Genomic DNA, 18,649 nt, shown 5'->3' on the forward strand with positions numbered 1-18,649 from the left:
TTTAACACTAATACAAAAGCTATGAAAAATTATCAGTCGGGATTTTATATCCGAAACAATCATTTGAAAATACTCTTTCTGATGATTTGTATGGTGACTCTGGCACTTTCGTTACGAGCCAACGTAACCGCCCAGACAAAAATCAACTTGAACCTTAAAAGTGTCACATTCAATGATTTGTTTCTGGAGATTCAGAAACAAACAAAAATGAATTTCGTTTTTAACGCCGACCAATTGAAAGAAGTAGGCAAAATCGATCTGACAGCAAAAGATGAAAGTATCAATAGTTTATTAGAAAGAGTATTGACTCCGTTCTCTTTCACTTATGTCATAGAAGGAACAACCATTGTTATTGTTCGAAAAGACAAGGAGAACCGGGCACAGGAACAACCGGAAATGATTTCCATTCGAGGTAAAGTTACAGACTCGGACGGCAACGCCCTAATCGGAGCCACGATACGGATAAAAGGTACCGCTATCGGAACGGCAACCGACGTGAACGGCGAATATAAACTAAGCGTACCCACCGAACAGAAAGAATTACTGGTAACTTACATGGGGTATATTGACCAAGTGGTGAAAGTGAACGGAAGAACCGTTATCAACATAATCCTGAAAGAAGACCGCAAGGAAATGGAGGAAGTGGTAGTCACCGGATACCAAAGCGTGAGACGGGAACGTTTGACGGGTAGTACGAAAACAATCACGGCAAGAGAAATGGAAGGGAAAGGGCTAACCTCCGTGGAAGAAGCCTTGAGCAGCACGGTTGCTGGTTTGAACATGATCAGTACCGGCCGACCGGGACAAGACGCCAAGATTCAGATCCGGGGAATCAATTCATTAAACGGAAGCACGGAACCCATTTGGATTGTTGACGGAATGCCCATGCAAGGAGAAATTCCGAATATAAAAATCGGATCAGCCGATTTACAGTCAACGATCTTCACTTCCGGTATCGGGAACTTGTCTCCCAACGATATAAAATCCATCACAGTACTGAAAGATGCAGCAGCCACGGCCATTTACGGAGCCCGGGCAGCCAACGGAGTTATTGTCATAGAAACAAAACAAGGATTAGTCGGGAAAACCCGTTTCAATTTCTCTTTGAATTACGGTATTACAGAACGGCCTGTAAATAATATACACATGATGAATACCGCCCAGAAGATTCAATTCGAACGGGAGTTTGCCACAGATGAAGCCTCCTGGTTATATGAACCCGGGCAGGTGATGAACATTTTAAGAATGAGAGACATGGGGAAATACACGACCGAGGAAGCCGAAGCGAAAATTGCCGAACTGGGAAAAATTGACACGGACTGGTTTAAAGAGATATTCAGAACAGCCATCTCCCAGCAATATAATTTCAGCATGTCCGGAGGTTCTGAAAAAACACAACATTACACTTCCGTAAATTACCTGACGGAAGAAGGTACTGTTCCCAATAACACATACAGCCGTTTAGGAATGAGCAGCAAGATCACCCATTCCCCTTCCGAAAAGATTCGGATTACCGGAGGTTTGAGCGTAACTTATAAAAAGGACCAGATAACAGCCAGCTTGGTAAATCCGTTGGAATACGCCATGTATGCCAATCCTTACGAACGTCTCTATAATCCGGACGGTTCTTATGCATCCGATATTACTTACGCCCCGAATTCAAGTTCATTACATCCCGGTTTACAGTGGTCTACTTTCAATATTATGAAAGAAATCAAAGAGAACACCCAAAACACCCGGTATATCGATGCAGATATTTCGATGAAAGTGGAATGGGAGATTATCAAAGGGTTAATGTTTACCACACATGGTATTTATAACGTCAATTCCAACCATGACCGGACGGTGGAAGGTCCCGGAACCTACACGAATTACAAGAACAATTGGTATCAAAGCATGCTCGGTTGGTCCGGTGAAATGGATCCGGATATGGCGCAAGGTTCTTTGCGGGAAAGCACTTCCTACTCGAATAGTTACACGCTAAAAAATACTTTATCCTATTCAAAAGATTTCTTGGATACCCATTTTTTGAATTTATTCATCGGTCAGGAGGTTATGGAACGACAAAGTAAATCTTTCTATAACTATTCCCCGATATTCGATGAGGAACACAACATCATCGGATTTCCCGAACTAACAGGCATAGCACAATCGGACATCAATTTATTGGAATTAGGAAATACGGGCAAAGAAGTTTCCCGTTTGTCTTCCTTCTATGCCAATCTGTCCTATTCATACAAGGATCGTTATATAGTAACCGGGTCCATGCGTTATGACGGTTCGGATGTAATCGGAAATAAAAATCAGTTTACTCCTTTATGGAATGTAGCTTTACGGTGGAATGTACACAAAGAACGTTTCTTGGAAACAGTATCATGGATAAACATGTTATCATTCCGGGGCGGTTTCGGTTATACCGGAAGTATCGATAAAAATGCCCTTCCTTTTCTGGTTTATACTTTAAATAAAAATATAAAATACGACGGTCAACTTGTTCCCCAATCATTCACTTACCCGAATCCCAATATCAAATGGCAGACCAAAAGAGATATGAATGTCGGTTTAGACCTGTCATTATTCGATTACCGGGTAGAGTTGAACTTGAACTATTATTACAATATTACCCGTGATGTACTGGATAAAAAACACTTGGCAATTTCTTCCGGACGAGAGGAAGCAACAGCCAACGTGGCGAACCTGCACAATAAGGGTATTGAAATTGACTTGGGTATAACTTTATTGAAAATGAAAAAATTGCAATGGTTTGCCAATTTCAATATAGCCTACAATAAAAATACGGTAAAAGATACTTACTACAAAAGCGTGGATGACCTACCCACAAAAATTTCCCAGGAAGAAGGACACCAATTTGTCGAAGACAAACCGGCAGGAGGCTGGTACGGTTACCGGGTAGCAGGAATAAACCCCATGACCGGGACTACACTGGTACATAAGAATAGCAACGACGCTACTTATGACATGGCGACTAATTTCTACGATATTCCCGGAGACATGGTAAGTTACTTGGGAGACTCCAATCCACATTATGTAGGAGGCTTCTCCACGACAGTAAATTTCAGGCAATTTGTATTCTCCGCCAATTTTGAATTCAAAACAGGCCACATGATCCGTTCGTTCAACACGTTTAAAGACCCGGACAGCCAGAACCGGCACGTAAATGATTTAAATCGCTGGCGGAAACCCGGAGACATCACCAATGTTCCCCGTCTGACTCAATTGAAAGGACTCTATACTTTCTATATGTTCGATTGGGGATTGGAAAAAGGAGACTATCTGAAGTGCGGCTATGTATCATTAGGGTATAACTTACCACTTGAATGGCTTGAAAAGATAGGGTTCAACTCCGCCCGTCTGAGCTTCACGGCTAAAGATTTATTCACAATCACAAGCTACAAGGGAATAGACCCTTTGTTAATGGGTGAATTTGGTTATCCGAATTCCCGGAAATATACATTTACATTGAATTTTGGATTCTAAAAAATAATGAAGATGAAAAAAATAATAATATGCCTCTGGGCACTCATCGTTTGCTGCTGGGGATGTGAGGATTATTTGAATGTCAAACCGTCAAATGTTCAAGCTATCCGGACCTATGACGAAGTAAAAGCTTTATTGGGTGGACATTTACGTATGTATGCCGAGCCCGATTACGACAATCTGGAGGGAACTTCAATCCCCTATATCGAAAATGACATCTGGACCTTCCTCCACTTTTACGGGGATGACATTGACGTGGACACCTACGTTAAAAACCGCTATATATTCGGGAATATAAAGAATTTGTACGTGGAATCAGCGAACTGGAAAAACACGACACAACCGGGAGTCATCTGGAAAGCCTATTACTCGAATATCGGTTTCTTTAATACGATTATTGATGAATTGAGCCGGGTTGAGGCTTCCAAGGAACAAGCCGATATTGTTCGTTGTGAAGCAAAAGTGTTACGGGCTTGGCATCTATTCAAGTTAATGCAATACTTTTCTCCTTACCACTTAAATAAATACGGGTTACCCGTCAATCTGGATGCCCAAAAGGTAGCAGAATACGACGCCTCACGCAAGACTCAGGAAGAGGTTTACCGGATAATCATTTCCGACCTGACGGAATGTGTGGAATGTACGACCGAACCTCGATCTACCTACAATGTTTTCTATGACAAAAACATCATCCATGCTATCTTAGCCCAAGTATTCCTTTATAAAGGGGATTCGGGAGCCAAAGCCGATGACGATTACGAAAATGCTGCATCACACGCAAAATCTGCCTTGGAAGCATTAAAATTACAATCCACCGAGGATTATGAGCCTTTCCCGGTATATAACGAGGTACTTGGGATTTCAAAAGAGGCTCCGCATGCTTTAATGGTTGACTTTAGGTCTGCCAACGAATTACGATTTATTGTCGGAAATCCTAAATCCGCATCACAAAATCTGTATTCTTCAGCCAGTCTTTACGCATTATTTAAAGATAATGATATTAGAAAAACAAAGTTCTTCAATGACAAGCAGGTAATTACTAAATACATGAATATCGCAACCGGATATGTTTCAGTAGAACTCTATCAATTCTGGTCTGCTGCCGAAATGTACCTGATCATTGCAGAGAGCTATGCCCGTTCCGGTAATGAATCGGAAGGAAAGAAATGGTTGGAGGATTTTCAAAAACATCGGTATTCAAATTATAACGGTTATCAAGGAAATGCCCTTTTACAAGAGATATTGAATGAACGTCGCCGGGAATTCTGTTATGAATATGATATGCGTTGGTGTGACCTAAGCCGATTACAGACAGGCTGGACCCGTAGTTCTTATGAAGATGCCGAACATCCTACTTATACTTTGGAGGACAACGATTATCGTTTCACGCTGCCGATACCCGTGAAAGAGGAATTACAATATAACGACATCGAACAGAATCCAGGATGGCTGATTGTTACAGAATAATTAATAGTTTAAGAATTTGACATCATGAAAAATATCAGTTTTTTTATCATCATAATTTGTTTTTTATGCACAGCCTGCGAAAAACAAGAATATGAATCTTACAAAATCGAGGCTCCGCTAAATATCGTACGCCTAAGCTTGAGTCCCAACAGCCCCGTGCTGATAGCTGACGGCACCGCCGAATTAAAGTTTATCGTAAAAGCTTTCTGTGCAGTTGAAAATACCCGTTTGATACAGAAAGAAGTAGACGGAGAAATAAACCTGATCGAGAAAACTTATAGAGACACGATAGAAGTTTCTGCCGAACAGCTTGACTCGAGTCAAATAAAAATCTACCAAAAAGACGGCACTCCCGTGGATTGGACCTTTAAAACTACCGATCTTTCAGAAGATACACTGGTATTCCTGGCTTCATACCAAGGGTTTGAGTCTACACCCAGGAAAGTTGCTTTACGTCCGGTCCCGACCGATGTGTTTGAACCCATTACGGTTCCCGTAATATTTCACATCGTTGTGCCCCGTAGCCAAGCAAATGCCTATGCAAGTATTCATGCCGAAGATATTGAGAAATTGATTGACCGGGTTAACCGAGTTTTTAAAAACGAAATCATTCATGCTCCTTCTTCTATCGATTCAAAAATCACGTTTGAACTGGCTACTCATGATCCCAAAGGAAACGAACTAAAAGAAAAAGGAATCAATCGAGTGGAAGTCAGTGATGAGACAAGTATTAATAGTTATATTAAAAGTTATCTGATTTGGGATATAAATCACTATCTAAATATTTATATCTCCGAATTCACAGAAGACCAAGTGAACTTACCCGCATATATTTTAAACAATGGCAGTCATTTGGAAATGGGCGATCGGTATATCAGAACCGTTAATAACATTTCTGATGCAAAATATTATAGTTTCAATGAAGTTGCTATCGGGATTACCAGAAGCACCTATTATTCAATGGTTCAAGACAATAAGGGACTCGAAGACGCTTTAGGAATTTTCTATGGACTTTTCCCCACATACTACGGAATAGGAGTCGGAGAGCTAGACGATTTCTGCGATGATACTTACACGGCCGCTTACTCAAACATGAGCCTTGAAAAATGGACGTATCAAGAGGACGGGAATCATCTTTACAAAAACGGTAACGAAATTTACTACAATTCTTACCAGATTATGGATGTTTATGGGCCCGCTTACACGATAACCTATGATCAAGTAAAACGTATCCGCACGGTGATTGAAAATTGTCCTTTCCGGATGATGAGAAAATAAAGAACAGATACAAGTAAGTAAATCCTTACAAACGAAAGAGGTGTGGTAGAGTACCACACCTCTTATATTTTAATGCTTTGGATTTTTATCCCATATAGCCTTTCATGACACCCCGTTTGCTGTTACGCACGAACATAATGATCTCGTCACGTTCTTTGGATGCCGGCATCTCGGCCTCGATTCGTTCCACCGCGTCAGAGTTGTTCAACCCGGATTGGAAAAGTATCCGGTAAATATCCTGAATCTCGTTGATCTTTTCGTTCACGAATCCGCGACGGCGCAAACCGATCGAATTCACTCCCGCGTAGGATAAAGGTAATCTCCCGGCTTTCACGTAAGGAGGTACGTCCTTACCAATCAAAGAGCCGCCTTGAATCATCACGTGACGACCGATATGTACGAACTGATGTACGGCAGACATTCCACCGATAATAGCGAAATCATCCACAACGACCTCTCCGGCTAACTGACAAGCATTCGTGATAATGCAATTATCCCCGATCTCGCAGTCATGCGCGATATGCACGTAGGCCATGATCAAACAATTGCTCCCGACTTTAGTTACGCCCTTAGCGGCAGTACCTCTATTTATAGTCGCACACTCCCGGATGGTCGTGTTATCACCAATCTCGACGATGGTCTTCTCTCCCTTGAATTTAAGATCCTGAGGAATGGCAGAAATAACAGCCCCCGGAAAAATCTTACAATTTTTCCCGATATGCGCTCCCTCCAGGATAGTGACATTCGAACCAATTCTTGTTCCCTCCTCAATGACAACATTCTTATCAATTGTCACGAAAGGCTCAATCACCACGTTATCCGCGATCTGAGCTTCAGGATGAACATAAGCTAACGGTTGTTTCATTCGTTTTTTTATTTAATTACAATATAATAGTTACATTTTAAGTACAAGCTTATCACTATTTTTTCGTTTTTGCAACCTGGGCCATGAATTCTCCCACTTCACAAACTAACGTTTTACCGACAAAAGCGTACCCTCTCATCGTCACGATCCCGCGACGGATGGGAGCAATCTTTACCAGCTTAAAGACCAGCGTATCGCCCGGAACAACTTTATGACGGAATTTGATACCATCTATTTTCACGAAATACGTGGAGTAATTCTCCGGGTCCTCCACCTGATTCAACACCAGAATCCCCCCGCACTGCGCCATCGCCTCCACGATCAGCACACCCGGCATCACCGGTTCTTCCGGGAAGTGTCCCACGAAGAAAGGCTCGTTCATGGTAACATTCTTACAACCGATCACGATGTCATCCGTCACCTCATAAATCTTGTCAACCAACAGGAAAGGAGGACGATGAGGCAACAAGGCTCTCACCTTATTCACATCCATCAACGGTTCGGCTGTCGTGTCCACGTCAGGACGAACATCTTCTCTCTCCGCCTGCGTGATGGCCTTACACATTTTCTTGGCCAAGCTGGTATTTGCTTTATGACCCGGTCTCTCCGCGATAACACGTCCTTTGATAAAACGCCCGCATAAAGACAGATCCCCGATAACATCCAGCAATTTATGACGAGCCGGTTCATTGTCAAAGTACAGGTCCAAATTATTCAAAATACCCTGTTTCACCTCGATAGAATCGTGGTTGAACAGTTTAGCCAGACGGTTCACCTCTTCTTGAGAAATTTCACGATCAACGATCACAATCGCGTTATCCAAATCCCCGCCTTTGATCAGATTGTGCTGCAAAAGCATTTCCAACTCGCGCAGGAATACGAATGTCCGACACGGGGCAATCTCTTTCGCAAAATCGGTTACTTGCTCAGAATAAGTAGCATACTGCATTTGCAAGTAAGGAGAATCGTAAGCAACGACCAAATTTATATTATAGTCGGTATCCGGCAATAACGTGATTTTCGTCTGCCCGTCCTCGCTACAAAATTCCATTTGCTCTTTCACGGTAAAGTAGCGTCTATCCGCTTTTTGTTCTTCAAAACCTACTTTCTCTATCTCTTCCACGTAATATTTAGCACTACCGTCCAAGATCGGGAATTCTTCCCCGCTTAACTCGATCAGGCAGTTGTCAATTCCGCTCCCGTAAAGAGCTGCCATCGCATGCTCCATGGTGAACACGCACACGCCGTCTTTTTCAAGACAACTGGCACGATCCATTAATTTTACATATTCAGCCAAAGCTGGAATTTCAGGAGTCCCCTCCAAATCCATTCGACGTATTCGATAGCCAAAGTTCTCTTCAGCTGGCTTAAAGGTCGCGGCCACCTGTTTCCCGGTGTGCAAACCTTTTCCATTCAAAGAAAATTCACTCTTTAAAGTTCTTTGCTTTACTGACATTTTATTCTGATTTTAATTTATTTACTTCTTTCTCTAAATCTTTTATTTGCCCGTATAGCTCCGGTAATTTACGGAACATGACATAACATTTCTGGTATTTCGGATAATCGAATGCAGGTGATCCGCGCAGGACAGATTTTTCCGGTATGTTGGAAGTGATACCACTCTGGGCAGCAATCTGCGTCCCCGACCCGATATTCAAGTGACCGACAATACCCACTTGCCCGCCGAACACGCAGTTCTCACCGACTTTTGTAGTCCCGGCAATCCCAGACTGGGCAGCGATAACCGTGTTACCACCCACCACCACGTTATGTGCAATCTGGACTAAATTATCGAGTTTAACTCCTTTTTTAATAATCGTAGAACCCATGGTGGCCCGGTCGATACAAGTATTTGCCCCGATCTCCACGTCGTCTTCTAGCAACACGTTACCGATCTGCGGGATTTTCTTGTAATGATCACCTTCCGGAGCGAATCCGAAACCGTCAGCTCCCAGTACCACTCCGGCATGAAGGATACAGGATTTCCCGACCACGCATCCCGTGTAAATCTTTACCCCGGCATAAATAATCGTGTTATCCCCGATAACCACACCGTCACCGATATAGGCCTGAGGATATATTTTCACGTTATTCCCGATTTTCGCACCTCTCCCTATATATGCAAATGCCCCGATGTAAGGTTTTTCCCCGATCGTGGCACTATCACTGATATAAGAAGGTTGTTCAATTCCTACTGGTTTCGGCTTCATATCATCATACATTTGCAGCAATGTTGCAATGGCATCATAAGCCGATTCCACCCGGATCAAAGTACAGGAATACTCGTGCGTGGGTTCGAATGTTTTATTCACTAACACGATCGATGCTTGCGTCGTGTAGATATAATGTTCGTATTTAGGATTAGCTAAAAAAGCCAACGTTCCCGGCTTTCCTTCCTCTATTTTAGATACGTTATTTACAGAAATCTCGGGGTCTCCATCGACAACCCCGCTTAATAGAGCTGCTATATCCTTTGCTTTAAACTCCATAATTCAAAAAATTTCGGCAAACTTACAAATTTTATTTGGAACTATATAGAAAATGTGACAAATATGTTTCAATACCAGTATTTAAAACCATACATATCAAGGCCTAAAGGCTTGTCTCCAACACGATTTCCATTGCTATGAAACCCCTTTCCCGGAAACGTTCGCACCGAAAAAAAATATTCCGCCATCACCTATTTTCCACTGGAACTCTTTGGATTAAAAATAATTAATTGTATCTTTGCACTCGGTTATTAACAAACGAGGGGGCGATTAGTCCCCTCTTCTGTTATCTTAGATTAAAGAGTAGAATGAAAAGTACAGAGGAAATAAAAGACATTATCGAAACAATACTGCAGGGGACAGATTTGTTTCTGGTGGACTTGAAAGTATCTCCGGACAACTCGATCGAGGTCTACATCGACTCTCTGAAGGGTATTAACGTGGATTCCTGCGTGACCCTCAGCAAACAATTGGACGCAAAACTGGATCGAGATACCGAGGATTTCGAGTTAACCGTTTCGAGTGCCGGAATCGGTTATCCCTTCAAAGTAACCCAGCAATACGAGAAAAACCTGGGTAACCAAGTGGAGGTGAAACTGCAAAACGGGGGAAAATTACAGGGAATATTAAAATCCCATTCCAACACGGGGATCGTGATCGAATGTGAAGAAAAAGTGGCCGTGGAAGGAAAGAAGAAGAAAAGCATTGTCAAAGTGGAGAAAGAGATTCATTTTACAGACATAAAGGAGGTTAAAGATATTGTTGTTTTCTAAATACATAAAATAAAAATGGAAGCCATTAATTTGATAGATTCATTCGCGGAATTTAAAGAGCTTAAAAATATTGACAGGGCAACCTTGATGAGAGTATTGGAAGATATTTTCAGAAACATGCTCATCAAGCGTTACGGGACGGACGAGAATTTTGACATCATTATAAATATCGACAAGGGTGACTTGGAAATCTGGAGAAACCGTATCGTGGTGGAAGACGATGCCTTCGAAAACCCGAACACCCAAATTTCGCTGACGGAGGCAAAGAGAATCGATGCCGACTACGAGGTGGGAGAAGAGGTGACCGACGAGGTGAAATTCAAAGATTTCGGACGCCGTTCCGTGCTGGCTTTAAGACAAAACCTTTCAGCCCGGATTCTTGAACTGGAAAAAGATCACATCTTCACCAAATACAAAGAGAAAGTGGGCCAGATCGTGACCGGAGAGGTTTATCAGGTATGGAAAAAAGAGATTTTAGTTCTGGATGACGAGGGCAACGAGCTGATCCTCCCGAAACAGGAGCAAATCCCCAGTGATTTCTTCAAGAAAGGAGATACCATCCGTGCAGTCGTTATTCGCGTGGAGATGAAAAACGCCTCCCCGTACATCATCCTTTCCCGTACATCACCCGTATTCCTTGAAAGATTGTTCGAGAACGAGGTACCGGAAATATTTGATGGTTTGATCACGATCAAAAACGTGGTACGTGTTCCGGGAGAACGTGCCAAAGTGGCCGTTGAATCATACGATGACCGTATCGACCCGGTGGGAGCTTGCGTCGGAATGAAAGGTTCACGTATACATGGCATCGTCCGGGAACTGAGAAACGAAAATATCGACGTGATTAACTACACGAACAACATCCAACTATACATCACCCGTGCGTTGAACCCGGCCAAGATCAACAAGATCGAAATGGACGAGGAAAACAAGAGAGCGAACGTTTACCTGAACCCGGAGGAAGTCTCCCTGGCTATCGGTAAAGGCGGTTTGAACATCAAACTGGCCAGCCAGCTCACGGGCTACGAGATCGATGTTTATCGTGAACTTGAAACCGCAGAGGAAGAAGACGTTAACCTGGAAGAATTCTCCGACGAGATCGAACCATGGGTAATCGAGGAACTGAAACGCGTGGGTTGTGACACGGCAAAGAGCGTGTTAGAGTTAAGTGAATCAGAATTAGAGAGCAGGACTGATCTTGAGATAGAGACCATCAGGGATGTTCTCAAAATATTAAGAGCCGAATTTGAATAAGGAACGCTCAAGGTTATAATGCTTGTAAAATAAAATCTTAATATGGCAGTTAGACTAAGTAAAGTTGCTAGAGAATTTAACGTAGGTTTGTCCACGATAGTGGATTACCTGCAGGAAAAGGGGATTAAGATTTCATCTGATCCAAACGCAAAATTAACAGATGACCAGTACTCTTTAGTAGCGAAAGAGTTTTCTACCGATAGCGAGGCTAAAAAAGAATCCAATCGGGTAGATTTAAAAAATACACGGTTAAAAAAAGAAACGGTTACCATTGATAACATGAACAATGGTACGGAGGAACACGCTCCGGAATTTATATCTATAAAGGACGAGATTAAACTGGAAAACAAAATTAAGGTCGTGGATCACATCGACCTGAACAGACTGAATAAACAACAAAAACCGGAAGAGAAGGTTGAGGAGGTAAAAGAGGTGAAGATCGAGGAAAAGAAAGAAGAAAAACCGGCAGAACCTCAGGTAAAAGAAACTCCCGTAGTTGCACAAAAGCAAGAACGGGAAGAAGCTCAAGCTCCTGTTGCCAGAACTCCGAAAACGATCATCAAGCAACCGAAAGTTGAAACCCGTCAGGAGGAAAAAGCCCCGTCTGAAGATCATTCCAACAGAACCGACAGGGAAGTGAGCTACAAATCACCGACCCCGGCGATTAAAGACGTGAAGGTTGTCGGGACAATCGATCTGGACGCGATCAATCAGCGTACCCGGCCCCCGAAGAAGAGTAAACAAGAAAGAGAAAGGGACAAACGGGAACTCAAGAAAAAATCTTTGGTTCCTCCCAAGAGTACGGATGACATCGTGATCAAGAAAAATGTCGTGATAAACGAAGGTGAAGAAGATTCAGATGAATCGGAAACTCGTAAAAAGAGAAAACGTATTCTGAAAAAAGACGAGAAAATCAATATTGAAGCTTCTAAAACCGCCAAACAGGAAGAAAGCAAGAAAAAAATAAAGAAGATAAAGAAAAAGAAAGCCAGCAAGGCTGAAATTTCTGAAGAAGACGTACAAAAGCAAATCAAAGACACGTTTGCCCGTTTGGGGAACAAGGGAAAAACCAAGAGTTCCAAACACCGGAGAGACAAGCGAGATGCCGTACACCAGAAGATGCAGGCCGAAATGGAGCAGGCTGAACTGGAAAAGAGTATCCTTAAACTCACGGAATTCGTTACGGTTAGCGAGTTAGCAACCATGATGGATATTTCCGTGGCAGATATTATCTCAACTTGCATGTCCTTGGGCTTGTTCGTGTCCATCAACCAACGTCTGGATGCAGAAACCATTAATATCGTGGCAGAAGAATTCGGATTTGATGTCGAATTTGTAAGCGTGGATATTCAGGAGGCTATTGACGAGGATGAAGACGAACAAGAAGAACACGTGGAATCCCGTCCGCCGATCGTGACCGTTATGGGACACGTTGACCACGGTAAAACATCTTTACTGGACTATATCCGTAAAGCAAACGTGATTGCCGGAGAGGCAGGAGGAATCACCCAGCACATCGGTGCTTACAGCGTGAAACTTACTGACGGTAGAACCGTGACCTTCCTAGATACCCCGGGACACGAGGCGTTTACGGCCATGCGTGCCAGAGGTGCCCAGGTAACGGATATTGCCATCATCATTATTGCAGCCGATGATAACGTCATGCCGCAAACTGTTGAGGCAATCAATCACGCCAGCGCGGCAGGAGTACCCATTGTATTCGCGATAAACAAAATTGATAAACCGGGAGCTAACCCCGACAAGATCCGGGAAGAACTGGCTGCCATGAACTACCTCGTAGAAGAATGGGGTGGTAAATACCAATGTCAGGAAATCTCCGCTAAAAAAGGTCTTCATGTAGAAGAACTTCTGGAGAAAGTGTTACTTGAGGCTGAAATCCTAGAGTTAAAGGCTAACCCGAAACGGAAAGCGATCGGTTCAATCATTGAGTCCTCACTGGATAAAGGACGGGGTTACGTGGCAACCGTACTCGTACAAAGCGGAACGTTACGCGTAGGAGACGTGGTACTAGCCGGACAATATTTCGGACACGTGAAGGCCATGTTCAACGAACGCGGAAGTAAAATGGAAGAGGCCGGACCATCCTGCCCGGCATTGATTCTCGGTTTGAACGGGGCTCCACAGGCTGGTGATAAATTCAACGTCATGGGTAACGAGAAAGACGCCCGTGCCTTGGCTAACAAACGGGAACAGTTACAACGCGAGCAGGGATTGCGTACCCAGAAACATATCACGCTGGATGAGATCGGCAGACGTATTGCTATCGGAAACTTCCAAGAGTTGAACATCATCGTGAAAGGAGACGTGGACGGTTCTATCGAGGCTTTGTCCGACTCTTTGATCAAGTTGTCAACCCCGGAAATCCAGGTGAACGTAATTCACAAAGCCGTGGGACAAATTTCCGAAGGCGATGTTATGTTGGCTGCCGCATCGAACGCCATCATCATCGGATTCCAGGTACGTCCCTCCATGGGTGCCAGAAAGCTGGCAGAGAAAGAGGAAATCGACATCCGACTTTACTCGATCATCTACACGGCGATCGAGGAAATCAAATCCGCCATGGAAGGTATGTTATCCCCGGAATTCAAGGAAGAGATCACCTCTACCGTGGAAGTGCTTGAAACATTCAAGATTACCAAGGTGGGAACGATTGCCGGATGTATCGTGAGAGACGGAAAGATCACCCGTTCTTCAAAAGTACGCGTGATTCGGGACGGTATCGTGATCTTCACCGGAGAACTGGGATCATTGAAACGTTTCAAGGACGACGTGAAAGAAGTTTCCAAGGGATTCGAGTGTGGTTTGAACATCAATAATTACAACGATATTCAGACAGGAGATTTCATCGAAAGCTTTGAAGAAGTGGCCGTGAAAAAAACATTATAAAAAATTTAACTATAAGCTAACATAGTTTCTCTCGATAATTTTGTACTTTGCATCACTAAATTTTAGAGAGAAATTATTTTAAAAACTAATTTAATTTATTCATGAAAAGACTATTAATTCTTACAGCAATATTAACCTTAATGGTTGGGGCTGCAAATTCACAGGTATTAAAACCAGTGAAATGGCAAATTTCTTTCAAGAAAGTAAGCGAAGGTGTTTATGACATCATCTGCAAAGCGACAATTGAAAGCGGATGGCATCTGTACGATACCAAATTACCGGAAAACGGACCTCTTCCTACAACCTTCAACATGGATGAAGACGAGACGAAAGACATTGAATTAGTAGGAGAATTTAAAGCAACAACAGAACCTAAAACTGAAAAGAGCGAGGCCTTCAACATGGAATTGAAATATTTCGAAGGGACCGTGACTTTCGTACAACGGGTGAAACTGAAAGGAGACAAAGCTAAATTAGTAGGCTACGTAGAATATATGTCTTGCTCTGGCGGACAATGTATCCCTCCTGCCGAAGAAGAATTTGAATTCGAATTAACGAAATAATCAAAAGGCCGTCTTCGGACGGCTTTTTTTATCTCTCTTCCCCATTGATCAACTAGAAAGAATAAAAATACATGCACTACAACCGAATTCTCTTGTTCTGTATCGTCTTCCTGTTGTTCACGTCTTGCAAGGAGAAGAAATCACCCGTTCAAACCGATTACTCGCTGGAATTTCCTCACTCGTCACAAACGCTGACTCTTTTGTTTTGCGGGGACATCATCCAACACCTTCCGCAGATATATAGCGCGCACGAACCATCGGAAAAAGACTACAAGTACCAGAAATGTTTCAAGTACATCGCTCCTTATTGGGCAGATGCCGATTTCGTCATTGCCAACCTGGAAACGACCTTGGGGAATAAAGACTTTTCCGGTTATCCCCGATTCTGCTCTCCCTGGCAAATTGCCCGGGACCTTCATCAACTGGGAGTAACAACATTTGTTACCGCCAACAACCATAGCTGTGACCAACTCGGGAAAGGGATCACCAATACCATCTATTATTTGGACTCATTAGGAATCCCACACACGGGAACATTCACAGATACCCTCAATTACAAAAAGAGACACCCGCTCTATCTTCAGAAAGATGGTTTCAAAATAGCATTACTCAACTACACGTACGGGACAAATGGCCTCCCCGTTCCGAAAGGTTTTGTCGTCCCGCACATTGACACGACCGCCATAAAACAAGACATCCAACTGGCACACCGGGACACGGCCACCAACATCATAGCCTTCATGCACTGGGGGTATGAATACCATAACTTTCCGAACAAGGAACAGCGGGCATTAAGTAAATGGTTGCATGAACAAGGAGCTGATATGGTCATCGGTTCACATCCCCACGTGGTCCAGCCGATAGAATATTATACCTCGGACAAAGATACACTAGGCGTTACCGTTTTCTCTCTGGGTAACTTTATTTCCAACCAGTCCCAACAAGGAACAGAAGGAGGAATATGTATTCGCGTGACTTTAACGAAACCCCGGAATCATCCTGTACGTTATCAGATGGAGCCGATTAAATTTTACATGTACCGTCCCTACGAGGAAGGGCGGCGGCGTTATTACGTGATACCGGAAAATTTGGCTGACAGTGTTATGAAAGATTTTCACCTGACGAAAAGCAAGAATTTCTTCAAGAAAACAGATACAATACTGAAATCAACCAAAACTTTTAGTTTTTAGCTTTCCGGTTTTCACTTACATATTTATATATTTGTATGACCTTAAAATAACAGAAGATGAAACTAGCAGTAATCGCACATGACGGGAAAAAAGCAGATATGGTTGCTTTCCTGAACAGACATTATGAATTCATGCACTCGGCAAACATAGAGATCATTGCTACCGGGACTACCGGAAAACATGCACAGGCTGCCGGGTTAAAAGTTGAACGCCTTCTTTCCGGTCCACTCGGGGGAGATGCCCAGATTGCAGCACAAGTGGCAGAACATAAAGTACAAATGGTGCTGTTCTTCCGTGACCCGCTTGGGAAACACCCTCACGAACCTGACGTGCAAATGTTAATGCGTGTATGTGACGTTCACAATGTTCCATTAGCAACGAACCCGGCATCCGCGGAATTGATGCTGAAAGGTTTCGAGAAACAGATGCAGAAATAGTTAATGTTTTATTAAACTTTGTGTGAAGATTTGCAAATCCGCACACAAAAAACTATGTTTGTATCGATTAAAGGTTTGTAAACCATGAGGAAACGACAGATAGCTATTATCCCGCTTATTTTTGCTAGCATGATTATGCTACTGTCGTCCATTATGCCTCATCATCACCACGGTAAATTAATCTGTTTCACGGCTACACATGAACACAGTTCGTTCATCGAAAAAGCATGTAACCACGAACATGACTCAACTCCTACCGAGGGTGAATGTGAAGTCAGATTACTATTCCAGACAAGTATTGTAAAACAACATCATGACGAGTGTAATTGTTGTCCGAATATCATTCCGGATCAACCATTCCAATCCATACTGACCCTTGCCGGGTTAGATCACTCGTTATCACTTCTCGGAGTACCAAAAGAAGTTCCACCCATATTTTACCGGGAACATCTCCACCCAATCACGTGGAGCGTCACCTCTGCCGGCAGGGCTCCTCCTACCGTAATAGCTTAAATATAGAATTACTCGCCCGGCGTGAACCGGACAATTATTATTTATTGTTTTATTCTCAACATTAAATCACTTATTTATGAGAACAATTATTTATGCTATTACAATATTAGCGATCTCCTTATGGGGGTGCAAAAACCAATCATCACAAGATAAACACACTCACTCCGCAACGGAGACTCACGCAGGACACGACCATGAAGGACATGATCATAGCCACGAAGGACATGATCATGAACACGAGGGACATGATCACGAACATGAGGGACACGATCATGAACATGAAACCGGGGAGGAACATGCCGGTCACAGTCACGAAAGTGAAGAAACCAAACACAGTGACGAGATCATTTTCCCGAAAGCCCAAGCAGCAAAAACCACTTTCGAAGTACGGGAAATTCAACCCGCCTCTTTTAACCAAGTAGTCAAAACAACAGGACAAGTGCTTGCCGCTCCCGGTGATGAGGCTGTTATCGTCGCTACCAGTAATGGCGTCGTTTCTTTCTCTTCCAACAAATTAACGGAAGGGACAAAGGTTCAAAAAGGACAATCCCTATTCCAGATTTCTTCAAAAGACATTGCGGAAGGAGATTATTACACGAAAGTAAAAGCAACTTACGAGGCAGCTAAAGCCAGCTATGACCGTGCCGAGGCTCTTGTAAAGGACAAAATCATATCTCAAAAAGAATTCGAAAGTACCAAACTGGAATTCGAGAACGCGAAAACAGCTTATGACGCCGTATCCAATAACAAAACGGCAAAGGGAGTCAGTGTAAACGCCCCGATTAACGGACACATGAAAAACATTCTTGTAAAAGAAGGAGAATACATCACGGTCGGACAACCATTAGCAACGGTTTCTCAAAACCAACGCCTAGTACTCCGGGCCGAAGTATCCCAAAGATACTACAATGCCATGCAATCCGTAAAGAGCGCTAATTTCAAGACTCCGTACGATAATAAAGTTTACTCCTTGGAAGACTTGAACGGACGCTTGCTTTCTTTCGGAAAAACTTCCAACGAGAATTCATTCTTTATCCCCGTATCTTTCGAATTTGACAATAAAGGCGAAGTGATCCCGGGATCCTTCGTAGAAGTATATCTTATTTCAGCCCCAATTGAAAACACGTTATCCATCCCCGTATCCGCATTAACCAACGAGATGGGAATCCACTACGTGTACGTGCAAATTGACGAGGAAGGCTACCGCAAACAAGAAGTGGCATTGGGTGCCAATAATGGCAAAGAGGTACAGATCATCAAAGGCCTGCACCCCGGAGACCGTGTCGTAACCAAAGGAGCCTATCAAGTCAAAATGGCCTCTGCATCCGGAGCAATTCCTCACGGACATAGCCATGAACACTGATAAACTAAAAGTTAGAAGATAAAAACTAAAAGTTGAAATCTAAAATTAATCG

14 protein-coding genes are annotated in these 18,649 nt (G+C 43.1%); 11 read left to right on the top strand and 3 right to left on the bottom strand.

The features are described from left to right. The first annotated feature begins 21 nt into the window (after positions 1-21). Genes F1644_RS09675 through F1644_RS09685 form a run of 3 tightly spaced genes read left to right on the top strand, consistent with a single transcriptional unit; the run spans position 22 to position 6,243 of the window. Positions 22-3,498: a SusC/RagA family TonB-linked outer membrane protein gene (locus F1644_RS09675; protein ID WP_118303956.1), complete on the top strand. Its 3,477-nt coding sequence runs from the start codon at positions 22-24 to the stop codon at positions 3,496-3,498. Positions 3,499-3,510: 12 nt separating this feature from the next. After that, on the top strand, positions 3,511-4,965 hold the full coding sequence (locus tag F1644_RS09680) for a RagB/SusD family nutrient uptake outer membrane protein (protein ID WP_158571851.1): 1,455 nt from the start codon (positions 3,511-3,513) through the stop codon (positions 4,963-4,965). A gap of 24 nt (positions 4,966-4,989) precedes the next feature. Next, complete coding sequence (locus F1644_RS09685) at positions 4,990-6,243, top strand: hypothetical protein (RefSeq protein WP_118303952.1); 1,254 nt, start codon at positions 4,990-4,992, stop codon at positions 6,241-6,243. An 85-nt stretch (positions 6,244-6,328) separates the two neighbouring features. Here the strand turns inward: F1644_RS09685 and lpxA are convergent, their stop codons facing one another. The 3 genes from lpxA to lpxD are packed head-to-tail and all read right to left on the bottom strand — an operon-like array spanning position 6,329 to position 9,597. Continuing rightward, positions 6,329-7,108: an acyl-ACP--UDP-N-acetylglucosamine O-acyltransferase gene (gene lpxA / locus F1644_RS09690; protein WP_027200407.1), complete on the bottom strand. Its 780-nt coding sequence runs from the start codon at positions 7,106-7,108 to the stop codon at positions 6,329-6,331. 55 nt (positions 7,109-7,163) lie between these two features. Then, entirely contained in the window at positions 7,164-8,564 is a 1,401-nt protein-coding gene (locus F1644_RS09695; protein ID WP_087421516.1) for a bifunctional UDP-3-O-[3-hydroxymyristoyl] N-acetylglucosamine deacetylase/3-hydroxyacyl-ACP dehydratase, read from the bottom strand. 1 nt (position 8,565) lies between these two features. Then, positions 8,566-9,597 carry a UDP-3-O-(3-hydroxymyristoyl)glucosamine N-acyltransferase gene (lpxD, locus tag F1644_RS09700; RefSeq protein WP_027200409.1) on the bottom strand — a complete coding sequence of 344 codons (1,032 nt, stop codon included), beginning with the start codon at positions 9,595-9,597 and terminating at the stop codon, positions 8,566-8,568. Positions 9,598-9,905: 308 nt separating this feature from the next. Between lpxD and rimP the strand changes: the two genes are divergently transcribed. The 8 genes from rimP to F1644_RS09740 all read left to right on the top strand — a co-directional run bounded on the left by rimP (position 9,906) and on the right by F1644_RS09740 (position 18,597). Further along, positions 9,906-10,370 (top strand): ribosome assembly cofactor RimP, encoded by a 465-nt coding sequence (gene rimP / locus F1644_RS09705; RefSeq protein WP_087421515.1) that lies wholly within the window; start codon positions 9,906-9,908, stop codon positions 10,368-10,370. A gap of 15 nt (positions 10,371-10,385) precedes the next feature. Beyond that, complete coding sequence (nusA, locus tag F1644_RS09710; RefSeq protein ID WP_118303950.1) at positions 10,386-11,624, top strand: transcription termination factor NusA; 1,239 nt, start codon at positions 10,386-10,388, stop codon at positions 11,622-11,624. Positions 11,625-11,666: 42 nt separating this feature from the next. Then, positions 11,667-14,531 (top strand): translation initiation factor IF-2, encoded by a 2,865-nt coding sequence (gene infB, locus F1644_RS09715; RefSeq protein WP_087421513.1) that lies wholly within the window; start codon positions 11,667-11,669, stop codon positions 14,529-14,531. A gap of 101 nt (positions 14,532-14,632) precedes the next feature. Continuing rightward, on the top strand, positions 14,633-15,094 hold the full coding sequence (locus F1644_RS09720) for a protein-disulfide reductase DsbD domain-containing protein (protein WP_229128272.1): 462 nt from the start codon (positions 14,633-14,635) through the stop codon (positions 15,092-15,094). Between the two features lie 71 nt (positions 15,095-15,165). Further along, entirely contained in the window at positions 15,166-16,284 is a 1,119-nt protein-coding gene (locus tag F1644_RS09725) for a CapA family protein (protein ID WP_118303948.1), read from the top strand. Positions 16,285-16,340: 56 nt separating this feature from the next. Beyond that, a complete protein-coding gene (locus F1644_RS09730; RefSeq protein ID WP_027200415.1) occupies positions 16,341-16,721 on the top strand; it encodes a methylglyoxal synthase in 381 nt (126 codons plus the stop codon). Between the two features lie 84 nt (positions 16,722-16,805). Further along, positions 16,806-17,234, top strand: a complete 429-nt coding sequence (locus tag F1644_RS09735; protein WP_147344454.1) for a DUF6769 family protein — start codon at positions 16,806-16,808, stop codon at positions 17,232-17,234. Between the two features lie 76 nt (positions 17,235-17,310). Next, entirely contained in the window at positions 17,311-18,597 is a 1,287-nt protein-coding gene (locus F1644_RS09740; RefSeq protein ID WP_087421510.1) for an efflux RND transporter periplasmic adaptor subunit, read from the top strand. The last annotated feature ends 52 nt before the right edge of the window (positions 18,598-18,649 follow it).

The sequence above is a fragment of the Butyricimonas paravirosa genome, assembly GCF_032878955.1.
Lineage (GTDB): Bacteria > Bacteroidota > Bacteroidia > Bacteroidales > Marinifilaceae > Butyricimonas > Butyricimonas paravirosa.

Coding starts and splice junctions, on each gene's coding strand:
- F1644_RS09675 (WP_118303956.1), top strand. CDS start 22: ATGAAAAATTATCAGTCGGGATTTTATATCCGAAACAATCATTTGAAA.
- F1644_RS09680 (WP_158571851.1), top strand. CDS start 3,511: ATGAAAAAAATAATAATATGCCTCTGGGCACTCATCGTTTGCTGCTGG.
- F1644_RS09685 (WP_118303952.1), top strand. CDS start 4,990: ATGAAAAATATCAGTTTTTTTATCATCATAATTTGTTTTTTATGCACA.
- lpxA (WP_027200407.1), bottom strand. CDS start 7,108: ATGAAACAACCGTTAGCTTATGTTCATCCTGAAGCTCAGATCGCGGAT.
- F1644_RS09695 (WP_087421516.1), bottom strand. CDS start 8,564: ATGTCAGTAAAGCAAAGAACTTTAAAGAGTGAATTTTCTTTGAATGGA.
- lpxD (WP_027200409.1), bottom strand. CDS start 9,597: ATGGAGTTTAAAGCAAAGGATATAGCAGCTCTATTAAGCGGGGTTGTC.
- rimP (WP_087421515.1), top strand. CDS start 9,906: ATGAAAAGTACAGAGGAAATAAAAGACATTATCGAAACAATACTGCAG.
- nusA (WP_118303950.1), top strand. CDS start 10,386: ATGGAAGCCATTAATTTGATAGATTCATTCGCGGAATTTAAAGAGCTT.
- infB (WP_087421513.1), top strand. CDS start 11,667: ATGGCAGTTAGACTAAGTAAAGTTGCTAGAGAATTTAACGTAGGTTTG.
- F1644_RS09720 (WP_229128272.1), top strand. CDS start 14,633: ATGAAAAGACTATTAATTCTTACAGCAATATTAACCTTAATGGTTGGG.
- F1644_RS09725 (WP_118303948.1), top strand. CDS start 15,166: ATGCACTACAACCGAATTCTCTTGTTCTGTATCGTCTTCCTGTTGTTC.
- F1644_RS09730 (WP_027200415.1), top strand. CDS start 16,341: ATGAAACTAGCAGTAATCGCACATGACGGGAAAAAAGCAGATATGGTT.
- F1644_RS09735 (WP_147344454.1), top strand. CDS start 16,806: ATGAGGAAACGACAGATAGCTATTATCCCGCTTATTTTTGCTAGCATG.
- F1644_RS09740 (WP_087421510.1), top strand. CDS start 17,311: ATGAGAACAATTATTTATGCTATTACAATATTAGCGATCTCCTTATGG.